Origin of the sequence: Fuscovulum ytuae (assembly GCF_029953595.1) — a bacterium.
GTDB lineage: Bacteria > Pseudomonadota > Alphaproteobacteria > Rhodobacterales > Rhodobacteraceae > Paragemmobacter > Paragemmobacter ytuae.
The window spans coordinates 1927147-1947668 of sequence record NZ_CP124535.1 but is presented as its reverse complement, the minus strand read 5'-3'; the positions used below and the strand labels follow the sequence as shown (position 1 = coordinate 1947668).

Below are 20522 nucleotides of genomic sequence, written 5' to 3'. Positions count from 1 at the left end.
GAAAAAACCTTTGCCCCCGAAAGGATTCGCGGGTTACTGATTGGGTAATCAACAAAAATGGTCCGCGCATCATGCGGGCCGCCAAAAGGGAGACCACTGGGATGAATTCTGAGTTCGACTATCTCTTGAAGCGTGCGGCGCGCGGCCTGATGAGCCGCCGCGAATTCGTAGGCCGCGCTACGGCGCTTGGGATTTCGGCGGCGATGGCGAACACACTGCTTGCCTCTGTCGCCTCGGCGCAGCCTGTCAAGGGGGGCGTGCTGCGGGCAGGCGTACAAGGGGGGGAATCCACGAACTCGCTCGACCCGGCGCTTGCAGCATCGGATGTCCCGTTCATGATCAACAAGACCTGGGGCGAAATGCTGTGCGATGTCGGCCCCGGTGGCGTCATTGATCCACGCATCGCTGAAGAGATCTCGTCGAACGCTGATGCGACCGAGTGGAAGTTCAAGATCCGCAAGGGCGTTGAATTCCACGACGGCAAGACGGTCACGTCCGAGGATGTGGTTGCATCGCTCAAGCGGCACACGGACGAGAAATCGCAATCCGGCGCCCTTGGTATTGTGCAGGGCATCGCCGAGATGGTGGCCGAGGGCGACATGGTCACCCTGAAACTTTCAGCCGCGAATGCGGACTTGCCCTTCCTTCTGGCCGATTACCACTTGGTTATCCAACCCGGCGGTGGTGTCGACAATCCGGCTGCTGGCATCGGTACCAACGCCTACAAGATCGTCTCGAACGAGCCCGGTGTGCGGACTGTGTTCGAGCGGCATGCAAACTACTGGGACAGCTCGCGCGGCCATGCGGATACCGTGGAGGTTCTGACCATCAACGACAACACCGCCCGGACGGCGGCGATCCAGTCGGGTCAGATTCACCTCATGAACCGAATCGACCCGAAGATCGTCGAACTGCTCAAGGGCAATACCGACGTGGTGATCGAGCGTGCGGCAGGGCCGGGGCATTACGTCTTCATCATGCATTGCGACAAGGCACCCTTCGATAACAAGGACCTGCGCAACGCGCTGAAAATGGCGATCAACCGCGAGGAGATGGTGGAAAAAATCCTTGGCGGCTACGGCTCGCGCGGGAACGACTTCCCGATCAACGCGGCCTATCCGCTGTTCGACGATTCGATCCCGCAGCGCGAATACGATGCGGCGGCGGCGGCCGAACTTTACAAAGCGTCGGGCCATGACGGCAGCCCGATCATCCTGCGCACCGCGCCCGGCGCCTTCCCCGGCGCGGTCGAGGCGGCACAGCTCTTCCAGCAGTCCGCCGCCGCGGCGGGCATCCCGCTGGAGGTGAAGGTCGAGCCCGATGACGGCTACTGGTCCAACGTCTGGAACGTCGAACCGTTCTGCGCCTCTTATTGGGGTGGCCGTCCGGTGCAGGATCAGATGTATTCGACCGCCTACCTGTCCACCGCTGACTGGAACGACACCAAGTTCAAGAACGCCCGCTTCGACGAGCTTCTCGTTGCCGCGAAGGGCGAGCTTGATCAGGCACAGCGCAAGGCCATGTATTCCGAAATGGCCAACATCCTGCGCGACGAAGGCGGTCTGATCTGCCCGATGTTCAACGACTGGGTCGAAGGTCGTCGGCAGGAAGTCGGCGGCTGGGAAGCGAACCCGCTCGGCACGCTGATGGACGGAACGGCGCTTGCCAAGTGCTGGCTGAACGCCTGATCGGGCCGGTGACAGGTGCATCAGGTACTTAAGCTCGTGGTCCAGCGCATTGCGCTGGGCCTTCTTCTGCTCTGGGCGGTTTCTCTGCTCATCTTTCTGGGCACCGAGGCGCTGCCGGGGGATGTGGCGCAGGCCATCCTCGGCCAATCCGCAACGCCCGAGGCCCTGGCAAACCTGCGCGAGTCGCTGGGTCTGAATCGGTCGCCGATTGAGCGGTACTTCTCATGGCTCGGTGGCATCCTGACCGGCGACTTCGGCACAGCCTTGACCAACGGGCAGGACATCGGGCAGGCCATCGGACAGCGTCTTGGCAATACGCTCTTCCTCGCCGCCTGCGCCGCCGTGATTTCGGTGCCTTTGGCAATCCTTCTGGGGCTGGTGGCGGCGCGATACAACGGCCGCTGGCCCGATAAGGTGATTTCGGGCGTCACCCTATCGACGATCTCACTGCCTGAATTCGTGGCAGCTTATTTTGTCATCTTCCTGCTAACGCAGGTCATCCCGATCTTCCAACCCGTCGCTATGGTCTTTCCCGGCATGTCGTTCTGGGATCGGCTGAACGCCGTTGCCCTGCCAGTGATCGTGTTGGTGTTGGTCGTCCTTGCGCACATGATGAGGATGACGCGCGCAGCGATCCTAAACGTGATGCAATCAGCCTATATCGAAACGGCAGAATTGAAGGGGCTGTCCCCGATGCGGGTCATCTGGCGGCACGCTTTTCCGAACGCGATCGCCCCCATCGTTTCGGTCGTTGTCCTGAACCTTGCCTATCTTGTCGTCGGCGTTGTCGTGGTGGAGGTGGTCTTCAGCTATAACGCGCTGGGCCAATACCTTGTTGACCATGTGGCCAAGCGCGACCTTCCTGTGGTGCAGGCAGTGGGTCTTATCTTCGCGGCTGTCTATATCGGCTTGAATATTCTGGCTGACGTGATTGCCATCGTCGCAAATCCGCGCCTGAGGCACCCGAAATGAAGATGCCGATTTCCGCGCTTATCGGCCTGATCTTGACGGGCGGCTTTCTCTTCTGTGCGATCTTCGCGCAAGTGATCGCACCCTATCCCGTGGATGCCATCATCGGGGGGGTCTGGGAAGGGCCATCCTCGACACATCTTCTGGGCACCGACACGATCGGGCGAGACATCCTCAGCCGACTGATCTATGGCGGCCAGATTACCATTTTCGTGGCCTTAGCGTCTTCGACCCTCGCTTTCAGTTTGGGGTCCTTCCTTGGCTTTCTCGCGGCGGTACGGGGGGGATGGATCGACCAGTCGCTTTCCCGTCTGGTCGATCTGATGATGGCGATTCCGTCGCTTATTGTCGCCTTGGTCATTTTATCGGTCCTGCCCTTGAACCTGACTGTGCTTATCCTTGTGATCGGTACACTTGATGCAACACGGGTTTTCCGTTTGGCGCGCGCTGTTGCGATGGATATCGCCGTGATGGATTACGTCGAAGCCGCCCGCTTGCGCGGCGAAGGCCAGTCTTGGATCATCTTCCGCGAGATCCTTCCCAATGCCCTCTCACCTTTGGTGGCAGAGTTCGGATTGCGCTTTATCTTCGCGGTCCTCTTCATTTCGACGCTTTCATTCCTTGGTCTTGGGATCCAGCCACCGCTTGCGGATTGGGGCGGCATGGTGCGCGAGAACAAGGATGGGCTGATCTACGGTAAGTCCGCGGCCCTGATGCCCGCGTTGGCCATCGCGCTTTTGGCGATTTCGGTGAACCTTGTCGCTGACTGGATCCTGTCGCGGACAACCAGCCTGAAAGGGGGGCGCGGTGCCTGATCTGCTTGAGATCAAGAACCTCCGCATCGAGGCGACATCCTACCCGCCGGGTGAACCGCCGAAGGATGTGGTTCTGGTGGATGACGTTTCGGTCAGCGTAGCCAAGGGCAAAGTGCTTGGCCTGATCGGGGAGTCCGGGGCGGGGAAATCCACTATTGGCCTTTCTGCGATGGCCTATGGGCGGGGGGGTGTCCGCCTGACAGGTGGAGAGATTCTGCTGAATGGTCGCGACATCCGCGGGCTTTCGTCTGGCGGATTACGTTCCCTGCGCGGTCGAGAGGTGACCTATGTCGCGCAATCCGCCGCTGCCGCCTTCAACCCGGCAAAGCGGCTGATGGAACAGGTGATCGAAACCTCGCTTTCGCATGGCCTTATGGGCCGGGCCGAGGTCGAGGCGCGGGCCGTGATGCTGTTTCGCAAACTCGGCCTGCCGAACCCCGAAACCTTTGGGAGCCGCTATCCGCATCAGGTTTCCGGCGGGCAGTTGCAGCGCGCGATGACGGCGATGGCGCTGTGTCCGAAGCCGGACCTTGTGATCTTTGACGAACCGACCACGGCCTTGGATGTGACGACGCAGATCGACGTTCTGGCTGCGATCAAGGAAGCGATCCACGACACCGGGGTAGCCGCACTTTACATCACCCATGACCTTGCCGTCGTGGCGCAGGTGGCGGACGATATCCTTGTGCTACGGCATGGGAAGAAGGTGGAATATGGCCCTGTGCGCCAGATCATCACCGACCCGCATGAGGCCTATACTCGTGCCCTCGTGTCTGTTCGTTCCATCGAACACGAGGAAAAGGGCGAAACACCCCCCGTGCTTTCCATCCAAAACGTCACGGCGCGCTATAGCGGCACAACCTTCGATGTCCTGAAATCTGTCAGCGTCAACCTACCCGCCGGGCAGACCCTTGCCGTGGTGGGCGAAAGCGGATCGGGCAAGTCGACGTTGGCCCGCGCGATCACAGGACTTCTGCCGCCGTCGGCGGGGCGGATCACCTTTGCCGGGCGCGAGTTGTCGCGCGAATTGAAGTCGCGCAGTAGGGATGATCTGCGGGAATTGCAGATGATCTATCAGATGGCGGATGTGGCGATGAACCCGCGCCAGACGGTGGGCACGATCATCGGGCGGCCCTTGGAATTCTATTTTGGCATGAAGGGCGAGGCAAAGCGCAAGCGTGTTCAGGAATTGCTTGATCAGATCGAGATGGGGAAGGGCTATATCGACCGCTACCCTGCCGAACTGTCAGGCGGACAAAAGCAGCGAGTCTGCATCGCCCGCGCCCTTGCTGCCAAGCCCAAGCTTATCATTTGTGACGAGGTCACCTCGGCCCTTGATCCGCTGGTGGCGGATGGCATCCTGAAGCTGCTTTTGAACCTTCAGGCACAGGAAGGGGTGGCCTATCTCTTCATCACCCATGACCTTGCCACGGTGAAGGCCATCGCGGACAGGATAGCGGTCATGTATCGCGGGCAGGTGGTGCGCTATGGGTCAAAGACCGATGTCTTGACGCCTCCGTTTGACGATTACACAGACCTTCTGCTTTCATCTGTGCCCGAATTGCGGCTTGGCTGGCTGGAAGAGGTTCTGGCCCATCGCAAAATGGAAAGCGCAGGCAATTGATGACGCGCAAGCTGCTGCTGATCATCATCGACGGTGTGCCTTATCGCAACTGGCGGCGTTTGTTCGGCAATCTGGAAGGCTGGGTCCAGTCGGGCGAGGCGCGGGTACGCAGGATGCGGGCGGTTTTGCCATCCACCTCTGCCTCGTGCTATGCCTCGATCCATACGGGTGTTCCACCGCAAGTGCATGGTGTCTGGGGCAACTATGCCGTCAAGAAACTCGACCTGCCCGACGTGTTTTCTGAACTCGCAAAGGCAGGTCGGCGGACAGGGGCCGTTACCCACAGTTTCTGGTCCGAATTCTTTCAGCGCGCGCCTTTCGACAGCGTGCGCGACATCGAATATGACGAAGAGGCAGGACCCATTCATCATGGGCGGTTCCACACCATGTCCGGTTACGGTCATGACAATCAGATGACACCGTCAGACCATGACCTCTTTGCTACGCTGACAAGGCTGTGCGAGGTGAAAGGGATCGATTACGGCATCTACCATTCCTGCACGCTGGACAGCATGGGGCATCGCTTTTTCCACGAATGTGAAGAGATGGACCATGCCTGCTATCTGCTGGATGAACAGATGGCGCCCTTCATCCATCGCTGGCGTCAGGCAGGGTATGAGGTGATCGTGACCGCGGATCACGGGCAGGATGAACGCGGCCATCATGGCGGCGCTGGCGAATTGCAGCAGGACTTTGCCTTCTATTACTTTGGGACCTCTGCGCTGCCGCCCGAGGATGTGATCCTTGACCAATTGGCCCTTGCCCCGTCCATACTGACGCGGATGGGGGTTCCGGTGCCTGCAACGATGCAGTCGACGCCCTTTTTCGAGGCCTAGGGTTTCTCTACAGATTATCCGGCGTAATCAGACCCTTCCGCATCCAAAAGCGCCCGCAATTCGCGCAGATGCGCTTCGGCGAAGCCGGGATAAGCCTCCCATTCCTGCGCAGTCTTTTCGGCTATCACATCGGGCAAGACCCGCAATGGGCGGCCCGTCTGCAAGGCGCGGATATAGGTTTCAGCTGCGCGTTCAAAGTAATACAGGCGGTTGAAGGTTTCCGCCACGGTCGCGCCGACCACCAGAACGCCGTGATTGCCCATCACCATGGCAACCGTCTTCGGATCGGCCAGAAGGGAGGCGCAGCGGGCCCCTTCCTCTTCGAAGGCCATGCCGCCGTAATGTTCATCGATCACCATGCGATCATGGAACATGGCGCTGTTTTGGTCGATTGCGGGCAGGCGAGAGTCGGCGAGGCTGGCCAAGACCGTGGCATGGATGGAATGGACATGCATTACGCAGCGGGCATGGGGTAAAGCGCGGTGGATGGACCCGTGCAAACCCCAAGCGGTGGGATCGGGTGCATCCGGGCGGGACATGGTCGAAGGGTCATTCGCATTAATCTCAATCAGGCTAGAGGCCGTGATGCGGGCGAAGTGACGACCGTTCGGATTGATTAGAAAACGCGACCCATCGGCATTCACCGCAAGGGAGAAATGGTTCGCAACAGCTTCATGCATGTTGAGTTTTGCGGTCCAGCGGAAGGCCGCGGCCATGTCGCAACGTTCTTGCCAATGGGTCAGGTTCGGGGTGGGGGCGTTCATGCAAATTCCTCCGTTTCGGACCATGTGCCATTGGCCATGGCTGTGAGGGTTCGGGTGATGCGGTCAAAGCTTGCGGCAGCGCGGGGCACGGTGGCACGGGCGCGCAGGTAGCCGTGGACAAGGCCGGGTTCGACGATGGCGCGGGCCTGAACACCGGCGGCGGTGAGGCGCACTGCGTAATGCGTGGCGTCATCGGCCAGAGGGTCGCATTCGGCGGCGATGGCAAGGGTGGGTGGGAGGTCCGAGAAATCGCTGTCAGAGAGCGGTGCGAAAGTTGGATCGGGCGATGGCGCAGGGGCGTTGCCGTGGCGGATGCTGCTGTAGAAGAGGACGTCGTCACGGGTCAACATGGGGGCGTTTGCATGCGTGAGATAGGACCCAAAATCTTTGTCTCCGCCCAGACCGGGATAGATGAGGACCATCCCCGCAATACCAAAAGCGCCTTTCCTACCAATAGCTTGCGCGACAGATGCTGCGAGATTGCCGCCTGCGCTGTCGCCTGCAAGGAGAAGCGGCGCGGGGCATTCGTCGGCGATGGCCCGGGTGGCAGCAAGAGCATCCAGATAGGCGGCGGGATGGGGGTGTTCTGGGCAAAGCCGATAGTCGACCGACACCACCGTCAGCCCGGTTCGGGCGCAAATTTCAGCGCAGATGTCGTCATGGCTGTGAAGACCGCCCACGACAAAGCCGCCGCCGTGGAAATAGGCGACTGTGCCGCCCTTTCCGGGATAGAGGCGGGAGGGAACGCCGCCGAAGGGGCGGTCCTCGGCGGTTATTCCGGGGGGATAGCCGAGGTGGAATTCGCGGCAGAGCGCATCATAGATCGCGCGTTGATCGGCGATGGAAAGGCTTGCCGTATCAGGGGGATAGCTGGCTTCGGACCGGCGGATGAAATCCCAAGTCTCGGCATCGATAAGGCGGGTGTAATCGGGCTGTTCCATATGGCCAGTCTGCCCTAGGCGGGACGAGAGGGCTAGGCCGGAAGCGCCGGGTCGGATGTCGCCAATCGGCGGTTCCGAGGCTGGCAGCAGCGCCTTTCGGCGCTGCGCCGTCGTTAACGAATGGATCCGAAGATCAAGCGAGGGCGAGGTTGGTCGCCGACTCGCGGCCGTCGCGGCCGGCTTCGATGTCGAAGGTCACAGCCTGGCCGTCTTTCAGGCCACGCAGGCCTGCACGTTCCAGAGCGGTGATGTGAACGAACACGTCCTTCTTCCCGCCTTCCGGCGCGATGAAGCCGTAACCCTTTGTTTCATTGAACCATTTCACGGTGCCTTTGGCCATCGTGAAGTCTCCTGTTTAGTCTCCCGCCCGCACCGTGCGGCGGCTTGGCCCCGTCAGCCTGGGTCGATGCTGTGGCCGGAAGATCCGAGACAGAAGTCGATTTAGAATAACGTCGCGGGGGACATATGGGCGCGGTGGGCAAAAAAATCAAGAAAATTGGGGTTAATGTCCGGGAAACGGCGACGATCGCTCAAATTCAAAACATTCTATTACTTGAATATGAACTGGAGAAAGGTTAGATCATCGGCAGGGATGCCCCGCCCGGATGCGGGTGCTTAGATGGAGTGGATGCTATGACCCTTGACCGTGCCGTGATGGCTTTCGCCGGTGTGATGGTGCTGATCAGCGTGCTGCTGACGCAGTTCGTTTCCCCTTATTTTCTGTGGTTTACCGTCTTTATCGGAGCAAATTTGATCCAGTCTTCCTTTACGGGTTTCTGCCCGGCGGCGTCGATCATGAAGAAGCTGGGCTTGCGCCCGGGCTGCGCGTTCTGATCCAGAGGGATCGAACCGTCGGGGCCGGTTTACCAGCCTTGGCCTGACCGGGATCTCCCTGCAACGGTTGTGCCCTGTTTTGTGCCGCCTTTTGTGCCGCAAATTGTGGGCACGCAGCGAACGGTGACTTAAGAAATTCAGCCGTCCAAAGGCGGGGTCGGTACCCCGCCTTTACCTTTGCGAAAGGTGGGCATGGCAGCCTTGGCCCCATGTCGCATTACCTTCGCCCCAAGGTGAATGGTGCCTGCATCTTCTTTACGCTCTTTCTGGCCGCGCAGGGGGGGCGATCAAGGCGCGTTTCACGCACGAAGTGAAGGGGGCGGTGGGGTGAACCCCACCCTACCGTGCAGTCGGAAACCGGGGAGGGTGGGGTTATACCCCACCCCAACGGGTCAGCGGGTGAACTTTTTGTATTTCACGCGCTTCGGTTCCACGGAATCCGGGCCGAGGCGGCGGATTTTGTCTTCTTCGTAATCCTGGAAGTTGCCTTCGAACCATTCCACATGTGCATCGCCTTCGAAGGCGAGGATATGGGTGCAGAGGCGATCAAGGAAGAAGCGGTCGTGCGAGATGATGACCGCGCAGCCTGCAAACTCTTCGATCGCCGCTTCCAGCGCCTGAAGCGTTTCGACGTCCAGATCGTTCGTCGGTTCGTCCAGCAAAAGGACGTTGCCACCGGATTTCAGCAGTTTCGCCATGTGGACGCGGTTCCGTTCCCCGCCCGACAGGATGCCCACCTTTTTCTGCTGATCCGATCCTTTGAAGTTGAAGGATGAGCAATAGGCGCGGCTGTTCACCTCGGCATCGCCCAAGACCACGATGTCGAGCGCGTCGGTGATTTCCTCCCACACGTTCTTGTTGGGGTCGAGCGCGTCGCGCGACTGGTCGACATAGGAAAGCTGGACCGTGTCGCCCAGCGTGATCGTGCCGCTGTCGGGCTTTTCCTGCCCGGTGATCATCTTCATCAGAGTGGACTTGCCCGCGCCGTTCGGCCCGATCACGCCCACGATGCCACCGGGGGGCAGCGAGAAGGTCAGGTTCTCAATCAGCTGCTTGTCGCCCAGTGCCTTGGACACGTTTTCGAATTCGATGACTTTGGAGCCGAGGCGGGGGCCGTGCGGGATGATGATCTGCGCTTTGCCCACCAGTTCCTTGACCGATTCATCGGCCATCTTTTCATAGGCTTGGATACGGGCCTTGGATTTGGCCTGACGGGCCTTGGCCCCGGCGCGGATCCATTCCAGTTCCTTTTCCAGCACCTTCTGCTTGGCCTTATCCTCGCGCGCTTCTTGCGCAAGGCGCTTGGCCTTGGCGTCCAGCCATGAGGAATAGTTGCCCTCATGCGGGATGCCGCGGCCACGTTCGAGTTCGAGGATCCACGTCGTGATGTCATCAAGGAAATAGCGGTCGTGGGTGACCGTCAGGATCGTGCCCTTGTATTCGATCAGGTGCTTTTGCAGCCAAGCGATGGTTTCGGCATCAAGGTGGTTGGTCGGTTCGTCGAGAAGGAGCATGTCAGGCGCCTCCAAGAGCAGTTTGCAGAGCGCGACCCGGCGGCGTTCGCCGCCCGACAGGGTTTCGACATTGGCGTCATCGGGCGGGCAGCGCAGGGCCTCCATCGCGATGTCGATCTGGCTGTCGAGGTCCCAGAGGTTTTCTGCGTCGATCTCATCCTGCAACTTGGCCATTTCTTCGGCGGTCTCGTCCGAATAGTTCATGGCCAATTCGTTGTAGCGGTCGAGCTTTGCCTGTTTCTCGGCCACGCCAAGCTTGACGTTTTCGCGCACCGTCAGCGCGGGGTCGAGTTGGGGTTCCTGCGGCAGGTAGCCGACCTTGGCCCCCTTGGCGGCCCATGCCTCGCCTTGAAAATCCTTGTCCCATCCGGCCATCACGCGCAGGAGGGTGGATTTCCCCGCGCCGTTCACGCCCACGACACCGATCTTGACGCCGGGGAGGAAGTTGAGGCGGATGTTCTCGAACACCTTCTTGCCGCCGGGATAGGTCTTTGAGACGCCATCCATGTGGTAGACGTATTGATACGAGGCCATCGTGCCGCTCCTGCAATGAATCCCAAGGGGTGTTGGGGGACCATGTAGCGATTATGCTGGACAGTGGCAACGTGAGGTGATTGGGGCAGTTTGGTTGGGCCTTTGGCCGGAATGGCAGCGGAGGGACAGCGTGCGGGCAGGATTTCCCGTGGCGCGGAAGGGGATGGTGATCGGGTTGCTGGGCGGATCGTTTGATCCGGCGCATGCGGGCCATGTTCACATCACGCGCGAGGCGCTGAAGCGGATGGGGTTGGACCGGGTCTGGTGGCTGGTATCCCCCGGCAATCCGTTGAAGGCGCGGGGGCCTGCGCCCTTGGCCGACCGGCTGACGCGGGCGCGGGCGGTGATGCGCGACCCGCGCGTGGTGGTCAGTGATCTGGAGGCACGTTTGGGCACCCGGTTCACGGCGGAAACGCTGGAACGGTTGCAGGCGATCTATCCCGGCGTGCGCTTTGTGTGGCTGATGGGGGCAGACAATCTGGGCCAGTTCCATCGGTGGGAGCGGTGGCAGGATATTTTGCGCATGGTGCCTGTGGGTGTGCTGGCGCGGCCGGGTTGGGGTGTGCGGGGGCGGGTGTCGAAGGCCGCGCGCATCTTCCGAGGTGAGCGGGTGGCGCGGGGCGAGGTGCTGCGGGTGCGGGATGCGCCTGCGTGGTGTTTTGTGAACCTGCCGATGGACGGGTCTTCGTCGACCGCAATCCGGGCGCGGGGCGAATGGCGCGTGTGACGGCGCGACGCTTGCCGGGGCGCGGGGGCTTTGGCTAGGGTTTCGCTGTCGGGTCGGGAGGATGTGATGGTTTCGCGGCGTGTGGTTCTGGGCGGTGTTCTGGCGGGTTTGGCGGGGCCTGCGCTGGGCGAGGGGCTGGTTATCAGCCCCCGGCCCGTGGCGCGGCCTTCTGGCGGGTCTGCGGTGACGGGGGCGGCGGAACCCGGCGCGTTGATCACGGCGGCAAAGCTGGGCGGCGTGGTGGGCTTTGCGGTTGCCGAGGCGCGGAGCGGGCGCATCCTTGAGGCGGTGGAGGGCGGAAGGCCACTGCCGCCTGCCAGCACGGCCAAGGCGGTGACGGCGCTTTACGCGCTGGAGCGGCTGGGGCCAGGGCATCGTTTCGTCACGCAGGTCGTGGCGGCGGGGGCGCTGCGCGGCGGGGTGCTGGAAGGCGATCTGGTCCTGATCGGGACGGGGGACCCGGAACTGGACACAGATAGGCTGGGCGATCTGGCGGCGCGGTTGGCGGCGACGGGGCTGCGACGGGTGCGGGGGGATTTCCTTTACGTTGATACGGCGCTGCCCGCGCTGGATCAGATCGCATCTGATCAGCCCGATCATGTGGGGTACAACCCCGCCATTTCGGGTCTGAACCTGAATTACAACCGGGTGCATTTCGAATGGCGGCGCGCGCAAGGCGGTTGGGGTGTGGCGATGGACGCGCGGGGCGAGCGGTTCGCCCCCCCGGTGCGCATGGCGCGGATGGAGGTGGTGCGGCGGGAGGCGCCCTTGTTCACCTATCGCGCGCGGGGCGGGGCCGAGGAATGGACGGTGGCCTCGGAAGCCTTGGGCAAAGGCGGCAGCCGCTGGCTGCCTGTGCGCAATCCGGGGGCCTATGTGGCAGAGGTGTTCCAGACGCTGGCCGCGGCGCAGGGGATTGAACTGCCTGCGGCGAAGCGGTCGGCGCGCGGGCCTGCGGGAGGGCAGGTTCTGGCCGAACACCGAAGCGATCCTTTGGCCGATATTCTGCGGCGGATGCTGCGCTGGTCTACGAATCTGACGGCAGAGGTGGTGGGGTTGACGGCGTCGGGGGCAGGGGGGCTTCGGGCTTCGGGCGGGGCGATGTCGGATTGGGCGAAGGCGCGGCTGGGCGCGGAGGGGCGGTTTGTTGATCATTCCGGGCTGGGAGCAGACAGCCGGATCAGCGCGGAAGAGATGGTGCGGGCGATGGTGGCGGCGCAGGCGACGCGGACAGGCGGGCAGTTGAAGGCCGTGCTGCGCGATCTGGGGATGCGGGATGGCGAGGGCGAGGCGATTGAAAGCCCCGTCAAGGTGATCGGCAAGACGGGGACGTTGAACTTCGTCTCGGCACTGGTGGGTTATGTGCAGCCGCCTACGGGGCGAGAATTGGCCTTTGCCATCTTCTGTGCGGATGCGGCACGGCGCGATCGTCTGTCGGTTGCGGAGCGGGAGCAGCCGGAGGGTGGCCGGGCCTGGACGCGCCGGGCGCGGCGGTTGCAGGGGCAATTGATCGCACGCTGGGCGGGGCTTTATGCGTGAATATCAGGCGGCGATGGGCCGGCTGGCCCATCCTACCGAAGGGATTTTTAGGTCCGGCACGCGGTGGCAGGCGTCGGACCGGGGGATGTCTGCCACCGTCGGTCATCGGGCCTTGAACCGATGGCGTCCCGATAGCCGACGCCGGAGGACATTTCTCGAAAGAAAATGATGGGGCGAAGGCTTGAGCCCGGCCCGGTCTCTGTTCAGGGCTTCATGTGGCGCACGCGCGCGCCCCATTCGATGGCGGCGGCATGGAGGCGGTCGACCTTCAATTCCTCACGCACTTCGTCGAGCATCCGCAGCTCCACCTCATTATGGTTGCCGTCCGCTGTGACCACATCGCAGGCCAGCGCATAGGCGGTTTCGTGCAGCCGTTCGGGCAGCGCCTCGCGGATCAGACCGAAAAGGGCGTCGAGGCCGTCTTCCTCTTCGAACAGGTCAAAGACGATCTGGCTGATGCGGCGGATGCGGTCTTGGTCGTAATCGGCGAAAACGGGCATATGGTTGACCATGCGCTGGATCGCCACCAGTTCGGCGGTGCGCATGTTCTGATCAGAGGCCGAGCAGGCGACCATTACGGCAACGAGCGCATCTTGGGCAGAGATCGGGGGGGTGTCGGACATGGTCGGAATCCTTGGTGCTTTGACCCCGGAGATTATTGACGCGATGCGGGGGCGGCAATAGAGGACGGGGGTTGCGGAGGCATGGGGTTTCTGCACGTTTCCTTGAGGATTGCCGATGTCTGCCCTGCGTGACGCCGCGATGAAATCGAAAGCCTGGCCCTTTGAAGAGGCCCGCGCGATCCTCAAACGCTATGAAAAGAAGGACCCGGAAAAGGGGCATGTGCTGTTTGAGACGGGCTATGGCCCCTCGGGCTTGCCGCATATCGGGACTTTTGGCGAGGTGGCGCGGACGACGATGATCCGGCGGGCCTTCGAGATCATTTCGGACATTCCGACGCGCTTGATCTGTTTTTCGGACGACCTTGATGGGATGCGGAAGGTGCCAGAGAACGTTCCGCAGCAAGACATGCTGCGCGAGCATATGCAGAAGCCGCTGACTTCGGTGCCCGATCCTTATGGCGAATATCCGAGCTTTGGCCACCATAACAACGCGATGCTGCGTCGGTTTCTGGATACCTTTGGGTTCGAGTATGAATTCATCTCGGCCACGGATTTCTATGGGTCAGGCCGGTTTGATGCCGTGCTGCGGCGGGCGGCAGAGCGGTATGATGCGATCATGAACATCATGCTGGCGTCTTTGCGCGAGGAGCGGCAGCAGACCTATTCCTGTTTCCTGCCGATTCACCCGGAAACGGGGCGGGTTCTTTACGTGCCGATGAAGAATGTCGATGCCGTGCGGGGCGAGATCACCTTTGATGACGAGGACGGGCGCGAGTGGACGCTGCCGGTTACGGGGGGGAATGTTAAGCTGCAGTGGAAGCCGGATTTCGGGGCGCGCTGGGCGGCTTTGGATGTCGACTTTGAGATGTATGGCAAGGACCATTCCACCAATACGCCTATCTATGACGGAATTTGCGAGGTTTTGGGGGGGCGGAAGCCGAACCATATGACCTATGAGCTGTTCCTTGACGATCAGGGGCAGAAGATTTCCAAATCGAAGGGCAATGGCCTGACCATCGACGAATGGCTGACCTATGCCGCGACGGAATCCTTGTCCTATTTCATGTATCAAAAGCCCAAGACGGCGAAGCGGATGCATTTCGATGTGATCCCGCGGGCGGTGGATGAATATCACCAGCAGCTGAAGGCCTATCCGACGCAGGATATCGATGGGCAGGTGAACAACCCGGTCTGGCATATCCATGGCGGCCATCCGCCACAGAGCAAGATGGTGGTGCCGTTCAGCATGCTTTTGAACCTTGCAAGCGTCGCAGGGGCCAAGGATTCCAAGGGCTTGTGGGGATATATCCGCGCCTATGCGCCAGAGGCCAGCCCCGAGACGCATCCCGATCTGGATGCCGCCGCAGGCTTTGCCGTGCGCTATTTCACCGACCGGATCGCCCCCACGCGGCAGTTCCGTCTGCCCGACGAAAAAGAGCGGGCGGCGATGGTCGATCTGCGTGCGCGGCTGGTGGCTTGGGAGGGCGGGCAGGATGCGGATGCCCTGCAATCCATGGTCTTTGCCGTGGGCAAGGAACATGGGTTCGAGCCGCTGCGCGACTGGTTCAAGGCGCTGTATGAGGTGCTGCTGGGGGCGTCCGAAGGGCCGCGCTTTGGCGGGTTTGTCGCGCTTTACGGGGTGAAGGAAAGCGTGGCGCTGATGGATCGGGCGCTGGCGGGCGAACTGGTTTAACCTTTTGGCTTCATTACAGATTTTGGCAAGGACAGGGCGCATCGCTTGTGCCCTGTTTTGTGCCGGATTTTGTGCAGCAAAGTGTGCATACAAATTTCGGCAGAGACTTGGGCCGATTATTGGTTAAGCGTGCGTGGGCGCACAGGTGCGCCCTTGCCCCTGTTGCAGGCCGTCGTTGACCTGTGGACGCAATGCCCTAGGCTTTCCACCGGGGACGTTTGAGGGAGGCCGCTATGCGCCGCATCGCCTTTGGACTGTTGATTGCCTTTTGCCTGAGCCTGCCTGCCGCCGCACCCGTTGCCGCGCAGGACAATCCGATGGAGAAGACCATCCTCGACCAGATCGAGGCCTTCAAGGCGGATGATTTTGCCACGGCCTTCACCTTTGCCTCGCCTTCGATCAAGTCGATCTTCATGTCGCCGGAAAATTTCGGGCGGATGGTGAAGCAGGGCTATCCGATGGTGCATCGGCCCGGATCGGTGCGGATGCTGGAGAACCGCGAAGTGGGTGGGCGGCTGTGGCAGAAGGTGATGATCACCGATCAGGCCGGGCGGACCCATATCCTTGACTATCAGATGGTCGAGGGGCCGGAAGGCTGGTTGATCAATGGCGTCCAGCTTTTGCCGGAGCCGGGGGTCGGGGCCTGAGCCTGCGCCAGTGCGATCGGAGAGCGCACGGTGGTCTGACATCCCGTTAACCCTGCCTTGATACCCCTTGCTGCGGGCGAAAACGCGGCGAGGGATGCGATGAATATGGCGGTGACGGAGGGGCTGGCGCTGATGCCGCCGGCCTTTGAGGCGGGGCTGGGCCTGTGGTCGCGGGAAGATGGCCTTGCGGGGCAGGGGTCTTGGGCGGGGCAGCCCAATGCGGCCTTTGTGCCAGCCGATCAGGATTTCGGCGGATGTCTGGAAGTGCAGAAGGCCACGGCCACGCTGAAGCTGCGCAGCTTTCAGCGCATCCCCTTTCAGCCGGGGCTGTATCTGCGCGTGACGGCGCGGGTGAAATGCCTGTCGGGCGCCTTGCCCACGGTGCGGATCGCAGGTTTTGCGGCGGCGGCGAACGGGTCCAACGTGGCGAGCGCCGTGCAGGTGGGGCCGAGCGTGGCGCTGACCGCCTATGGGCAGGTGTTCACGGTAAGCGCGATCATCGGATCGGGGAACCGGGGCGGGACCGACATGATCTGGGGCACGGCCCCGGCCTATGGGCATCTGGGGATCGATCTGATTGGCCCGGTGGGCGGCGTGGTGCGGATCGATGACATCGTGATCGAGGATGCGACCGAGGTCTATCATCGTGACCTGATGACATGGGTCGATGTGCGCGACTATGGCGCGGTGGGCGATGGGGTGGCCGATGACACGGCGGCCTTCGAGGCGGCGGATGCGGCGGCGGGGCAACGGTCGGTTCTGGTTTCGGCGGGGACCTATCGGCTGGCGGGAAATGTGACCTTTGAAAGCCATGTGCATTTCGAGGGAACGGTCACCATGCCGCCCACGGCGCGGCTGACCTGTCGACGGAATTTCGACCTGAACACCTATGCGGCGGCCTTTGGCGACGATGAGGCAGGGCTACGCAAGGCGTTGCAATCGCTGTTCAATTTTTCGGATCATGTGGAGTTTGATCTGTCGGGGCGGCGGGTGCGGTTGACGGCACCGCTCGACCTTGCGGCGATCACGGGCCTGTCGGTCTTTAACCTGCGGCGGGTGATCCGCAACGGCCATCTGGATGCGCAGGACAGCCCGGCATGGGCGACGACGGTGGCGACATCGGTCGCGACCTATACAGTTTCAAACCCCACGCGGCTTACCGGGGTGGCGAATGCGGCGAATATCGCCCTTGGCGCGCGGGTGAGCGGGACGGGCGTGGGGCGCGAGGTCTATGTCCGGTCGGTGAATGTGGCGGCAGGGACGGTGGAGTTGAGCCAACCCCTGTTCGCGGCGGCGGGGACGCGGACGTTCACCTTCCAGCGCTATCGCTATGTCGTCGATTTGGCGGGGTTCGCCAATCTGAGCCGTCTGGAGTTTCGCGAGGTGGAGTTTGACTGCAGCGGGGTGGCCAGCGGGATCATCCTGCCCGTGGCAGGCATCGCACTGCGGGTGGACAATTGCGTCTTCAACCGCCCGCTGGACCGGGGGATCACGTCACCGGGGCTGGGCTGCCAAGGGTTGATGGTGGACCTGTGCCAGTTCCTGTCGAACGAGCAATCGCTGCCCGTGCAGAGCCGGACGACGATTGCCGTCAATGTGAACGCCAATGACGTGAAGCTGCGGGAATGCCGGGTGGTGCGGTTTGCCCATTTCGCGGTGCTGGGCGGGACAGGGCATCTGGTGGTGGCGAACCACTTCTTTCAGGGGGACGAGCAGGAGGCGGGAATCCGGCGGGCGGGGATCGTCTTCACCTCGACCCATGCGCGCAGTCTGGTGGTGGGGAATTACATCGACAACTGCTTTCTTGAATGGTCGAACGAGCATGATGCGGAACCGGGATTCAGCAATGAGCTGTCCTTTGGCGGGCTGACGGTGACGGGGAATATCTTCATGGCGAGCGGGGTCAGCACGGCCTTTCGCTGGATTGTGGTGACGCCGCGCGGGCCGGGGCATTTCATCAACGGGTTGATGGTGACGGATAATGCCTTCCGCACGATCAACGGGAATATCGAGAGGGTGGAGGGGGTGGACGATACCTTTGCCGGGCTGGATACGGGGCGGTTCCGCAACATCACCTTTGAGGCGAATGCGTTTCATTCCATCGACCAGATGACGGTCAGTCCGGTGATCATCGAGCATAACCAGAGCAGCGCGGCGGAGACTTGGGTGGTGCAGCCGGGGCCGTGGTTGCCTTTTGCCTCTCGCGCGCGGGTGGTGACGGGGCTGGTGCCGGAGGGGCAGATCAGCAACGCATCGAACGTGGCGCAATGGGCGCAGCCTTTCGCGCTGGTGGAGCAGGGGGTGGCGCGCAACGAGGTGCATCTGCGCTGGCCCACGGCGGTGCGGGGGCGGGTGCAGGTGACGGTGCGCTGCGATAACCCGTTGTAAGCCTTTACCCGAGGTCTTCCGGCGAAAGCCGGAAGGCCCGGGCAAAGCCGCCATTCAGAAGGGCGGAGATGGGCGTCAGCCGGACGAAGGCGAAATCGCCGAAATCGACGTAGAGCTTGGCCTTGGGCTGATGGATCAGCCAGTGGTCGCGAAGCGCGGGCCGCGCGGGATCGTCGGGGGCGAGGAAGGTTGCGCGGGCCTTTACCATCAGGCGGGGATGGGTGAGGGGGTCGCCCTTATCCCCCACGTCGCCCAGCATCAGCGCGCAGGCAGGATGGGCCTTGAGCGCCGCATGATGGGGTGCAAGGGCCGAGACGAGGGTCAGAAACCCACCATCCGGCGCGCGACCGATGGCGATGCGGCTGATGCCGGGGGTGCCATCGGCGGGGTCGGTGACAGCGAGCGCGGCATGGCGCGCGGTGTCGATCAGCGACCGGGCCAGCGCGCGGGCCTCGTCATCGGCGGCGGCGACGGGATCGGGACGGGTGGACATGTGGCGTTCCGGTGGTTGACAGGGGGCAGGGCGTGGGCGTTGGATGCGCCATCCCTATTGGCTATTGCCGGATCATGACAGACGCAAGCCGCACCGCCCCTTCGCCCCTTCCGCAGCGTGAGCCGGAATTCCTGCCAAAGATGTTGACCGTGCTGCGCGAGGGCTATGCCTTGCGCGATCTGCGGGCGGATGCCTTGGCGGGGCTGACCGTGGCCATTGTGGCGCTGCCTTTGTCGATGGCGATTGCCATTGCAAGTGGGGTGGGGCCGGAGCGGGGGCTTTACACCACCATCGTGGGCGGGTTCCTCGTGTCGCTGCTGGGCGGGTCGCGGTATCAGATCGGGGGGCCTGCGGGGGCCTTTATCGTGCTGGTCTCGGCCTGTGTGATGGCGATCGGGCTGGAGGGGTTGATCCTTGCGACCTTTCTGTCGGGGTTCATCCTGCTGGCGGCGGGGGCGCTTCGGCTGGGGACCTATATCCGGTTCATCCCCTATCCGGTAACGGTGGGGTTCACGGCCGGAATTGCGGTCATCATCTTCACCAGCCAGTTGCGCGACCTGTTCGGGCTGACGCTGTCCGCGCCGGAACCGGCGGAGATCGTGGAGAAGGTCGCCGCCCTATGGGAGGCGCGGGGGACGCTGACAGGGGCGGCGCTTGGGGTCGCCTTGGGCGTGATCGCGGTCATTCAGGGGGTGAAGCGCTGGCGTCCGGGCGCGCCGGGGATGTTGATCGCGGTGGCGCTGGCATCGGTTCTGGTGGCGGGGCTGGGGCTGGAGGTGGAAACCATCGGGTCGAAATTCGGGGAATTGCCGCGCCTGCCGCCTGTGCCGGGCCTGCCTGTGATGACGGGTGAGGCGGTGCTGGCGGCGCTGCCTTGGGCGGTGAGCTTTGCCCTGCTGGGGGCCATCGAGTCGCTGCTTTCTGCCGTGGTGGCGGATGGGATGAGTGGGGCGCGCCACCGGAGCAATGCGGAACTTGTGGCGCAGGGGGCGGCCAATGTGGGATCGGCGCTGTTTGGCGGGTTCTGCGTGACAGGGACCATCGCGCGCACGGCCACCAATGTGCGCGCGGGGTCGCGCGGGCCGGTGTCGGGGATGCTGCATGCGCTGTTCGTGCTGGCCTTCATGCTGGTGGCGGCACCCTTGGCGGGGTTCATCCCCTTGGCGGCACTGGCGGGGGTGCTGGCGGTGGTGGCGTGGAACATGGCCGAGAAGGAGGAGTTCTGGCACCTGTTGCGCGGCAGCCGGGCGGATGCTGCGGTGCTGGTGGTGACATTTCTGCTGGTGGTGTTCCGGGATCTGACAGAAGGGATCGTGGTGGGCTTTGCGCTGGGCGGTCTGGTCTTTATCGCGCGCATGTCGGAGGCGGCGGAAATGTCGGGCGCGGGCGCTGCGCCTGTGGCCGAGCAGGACGGCGACCGGGTGGTGATCCGGCTGCGCGGGCCGTGGTTCTTTGGCGCGGCGGCGCGGTTGGGTTCGGTTCTGGAGCGGATCGCGGATCGGCCGAGAGAGTTCGTCGTGGATGTGACCGATGTGCCGATGATCGACAGTTCGGGGGCGCGGGCCTTCCTTTTGCTGGCGCGGCGGATGGCGCGGCGGGAGGGGGTTCTGATCGTGGTCGGCGCGCGACCCGCCGTGCGCAAGGTGCTGGACCATCAGGGGCTGGCCGCGCCCTTGGTGCGGCATCTGCCCGATCTTGGCGCGCTGGACGGGCGGTGATCTGGCGGAGCGGCATGCGCCGCAAGCCTTTCCTGTCGTCGGCGCATGCGCGCCTCCTCCGGGGTTAGGGGGCCTTCTGCCCCCTCTTGGCCATTCGGCCAATTCACCCCCGAGAGTATTTTTCGCCAAGATGAAGGGGGAAAGGCGGGCCGTTAAGGTTAACGTGCTGCCATTT

Annotated in this window: 18 protein-coding genes; 12 read left to right on the top strand and 6 right to left on the bottom strand. The window is 62.6% G+C overall.

What is annotated here, in order from left to right; genetic code table 11:
• Positions 1-101 precede the first annotated feature (101 nt).
• From QF092_RS09390 to QF092_RS09370, 5 genes are read left to right on the top strand one after another with little or no spacing between them, the layout of a single operon-like run.
• Positions 102-1688: an ABC transporter substrate-binding protein gene (locus QF092_RS09390; RefSeq protein ID WP_281469704.1), complete on the top strand. Its 1587-nt coding sequence runs from the start codon at positions 102-104 to the stop codon at positions 1686-1688.
• Positions 1689-1703: 15 nt separating this feature from the next.
• Positions 1704-2660, top strand: coding sequence for an ABC transporter permease (locus tag QF092_RS09385; protein ID WP_281469702.1), 957 nt, complete (start codon positions 1704-1706; stop codon positions 2658-2660).
• Positions 2657-3472, top strand: a complete 816-nt coding sequence (locus tag QF092_RS09380) for an ABC transporter permease (RefSeq protein WP_281469700.1) — start codon at positions 2657-2659, stop codon at positions 3470-3472. Before QF092_RS09385 ends, QF092_RS09380 begins: the two co-directional genes overlap by 4 nt.
• Positions 3465-5096 carry an ABC transporter ATP-binding protein gene (locus tag QF092_RS09375; protein ID WP_281469698.1) on the top strand — a complete coding sequence of 544 codons (1632 nt, stop codon included), beginning with the start codon at positions 3465-3467 and terminating at the stop codon, positions 5094-5096. Before QF092_RS09380 ends, QF092_RS09375 begins: the two co-directional genes overlap by 8 nt.
• Positions 5096-5932, top strand: a complete 837-nt coding sequence (locus QF092_RS09370) for an alkaline phosphatase family protein (protein ID WP_281469696.1) — start codon at positions 5096-5098, stop codon at positions 5930-5932. Before QF092_RS09375 ends, QF092_RS09370 begins: the two co-directional genes overlap by 1 nt.
• 14 nt (positions 5933-5946) lie before the next feature.
• Here the strand turns inward: QF092_RS09370 and QF092_RS09365 are convergent, their stop codons facing one another.
• The 3 genes from QF092_RS09365 to QF092_RS09355 form a co-directional block, all read right to left on the bottom strand.
• Entirely contained in the window at positions 5947-6696 is a 750-nt protein-coding gene (locus tag QF092_RS09365; RefSeq protein WP_281469693.1) for a class II aldolase and adducin N-terminal domain-containing protein, read from the bottom strand.
• Positions 6693-7637 carry an alpha/beta hydrolase gene (locus QF092_RS09360; RefSeq protein ID WP_281469691.1) on the bottom strand — a complete coding sequence of 315 codons (945 nt, stop codon included), beginning with the start codon at positions 7635-7637 and terminating at the stop codon, positions 6693-6695. Before QF092_RS09360 ends, QF092_RS09365 begins: the two co-directional genes overlap by 4 nt.
• A 133-nt stretch (positions 7638-7770) precedes the next feature.
• A complete protein-coding gene (locus tag QF092_RS09355; protein ID WP_023665438.1) occupies positions 7771-7977 on the bottom strand; it encodes a cold-shock protein in 207 nt (68 codons plus the stop codon).
• A 293-nt stretch (positions 7978-8270) separates the two neighbouring features.
• On the opposite strand from QF092_RS09355, the gene QF092_RS09350 reads away from it, so the two are divergent.
• A complete protein-coding gene (locus tag QF092_RS09350) occupies positions 8271-8471 on the top strand; it encodes a YgaP family membrane protein (protein ID WP_281469688.1) in 201 nt (66 codons plus the stop codon).
• Between the two features lie 392 nt (positions 8472-8863).
• On the opposite strand, the gene ettA is transcribed toward QF092_RS09350, so the two are convergent.
• Positions 8864-10519, bottom strand: a complete 1656-nt coding sequence (gene ettA / locus QF092_RS09345; RefSeq protein WP_281469686.1) for an energy-dependent translational throttle protein EttA — start codon at positions 10517-10519, stop codon at positions 8864-8866.
• Positions 10520-10649: 130 nt separating this feature from the next.
• Here ettA and QF092_RS09340 point away from each other — a divergent pair, with 130 nt between their 5' ends.
• Together QF092_RS09340 and dacB are read left to right on the top strand one after the other, a co-directional pair.
• On the top strand, positions 10650-11246 hold the full coding sequence (locus QF092_RS09340; protein WP_281469684.1) for a nicotinate-nucleotide adenylyltransferase: 597 nt from the start codon (positions 10650-10652) through the stop codon (positions 11244-11246).
• A gap of 66 nt (positions 11247-11312) precedes the next feature.
• Positions 11313-12785: a D-alanyl-D-alanine carboxypeptidase/D-alanyl-D-alanine endopeptidase gene (gene dacB, locus QF092_RS09335; protein ID WP_281469682.1), complete on the top strand. Its 1473-nt coding sequence runs from the start codon at positions 11313-11315 to the stop codon at positions 12783-12785.
• Positions 12786-12988: 203 nt separating this feature from the next.
• Here dacB and QF092_RS09330 read toward each other — a convergent pair whose 3' ends face one another.
• On the bottom strand, positions 12989-13408 hold the full coding sequence (locus QF092_RS09330; RefSeq protein WP_281469680.1) for a tellurite resistance TerB family protein: 420 nt from the start codon (positions 13406-13408) through the stop codon (positions 12989-12991).
• A gap of 115 nt (positions 13409-13523) precedes the next feature.
• Here QF092_RS09330 and QF092_RS09325 point away from each other — a divergent pair, with 115 nt between their 5' ends.
• From QF092_RS09325 to QF092_RS09315, 3 genes are all read left to right on the top strand, one after another.
• Positions 13524-15101: a lysine--tRNA ligase gene (locus QF092_RS09325; protein ID WP_281469678.1), complete on the top strand. Its 1578-nt coding sequence runs from the start codon at positions 13524-13526 to the stop codon at positions 15099-15101.
• 233 nt (positions 15102-15334) lie between these two features.
• Positions 15335-15748 carry a DUF4864 domain-containing protein gene (locus QF092_RS09320; protein ID WP_281469676.1) on the top strand — a complete coding sequence of 138 codons (414 nt, stop codon included), beginning with the start codon at positions 15335-15337 and terminating at the stop codon, positions 15746-15748.
• A gap of 105 nt (positions 15749-15853) precedes the next feature.
• Entirely contained in the window at positions 15854-18136 is a 2283-nt protein-coding gene (locus tag QF092_RS09315) for a glycosyl hydrolase family 28-related protein (protein ID WP_337250659.1), read from the top strand.
• Positions 18137-18140: 4 nt separating this feature from the next.
• On the opposite strand, the gene QF092_RS09310 is transcribed toward QF092_RS09315, so the two are convergent.
• Positions 18141-18629, bottom strand: coding sequence for a HugZ family pyridoxamine 5'-phosphate oxidase (locus tag QF092_RS09310; RefSeq protein ID WP_281469674.1), 489 nt, complete (start codon positions 18627-18629; stop codon positions 18141-18143).
• Between the two features lie 74 nt (positions 18630-18703).
• Between QF092_RS09310 and QF092_RS09305 the strand changes: the two genes are divergently transcribed.
• Positions 18704-20347 (top strand): SulP family inorganic anion transporter, encoded by a 1644-nt coding sequence (locus tag QF092_RS09305; RefSeq protein ID WP_281469672.1) that lies wholly within the window; start codon positions 18704-18706, stop codon positions 20345-20347.
• Positions 20348-20522: the final 175 nt, after the last annotated feature.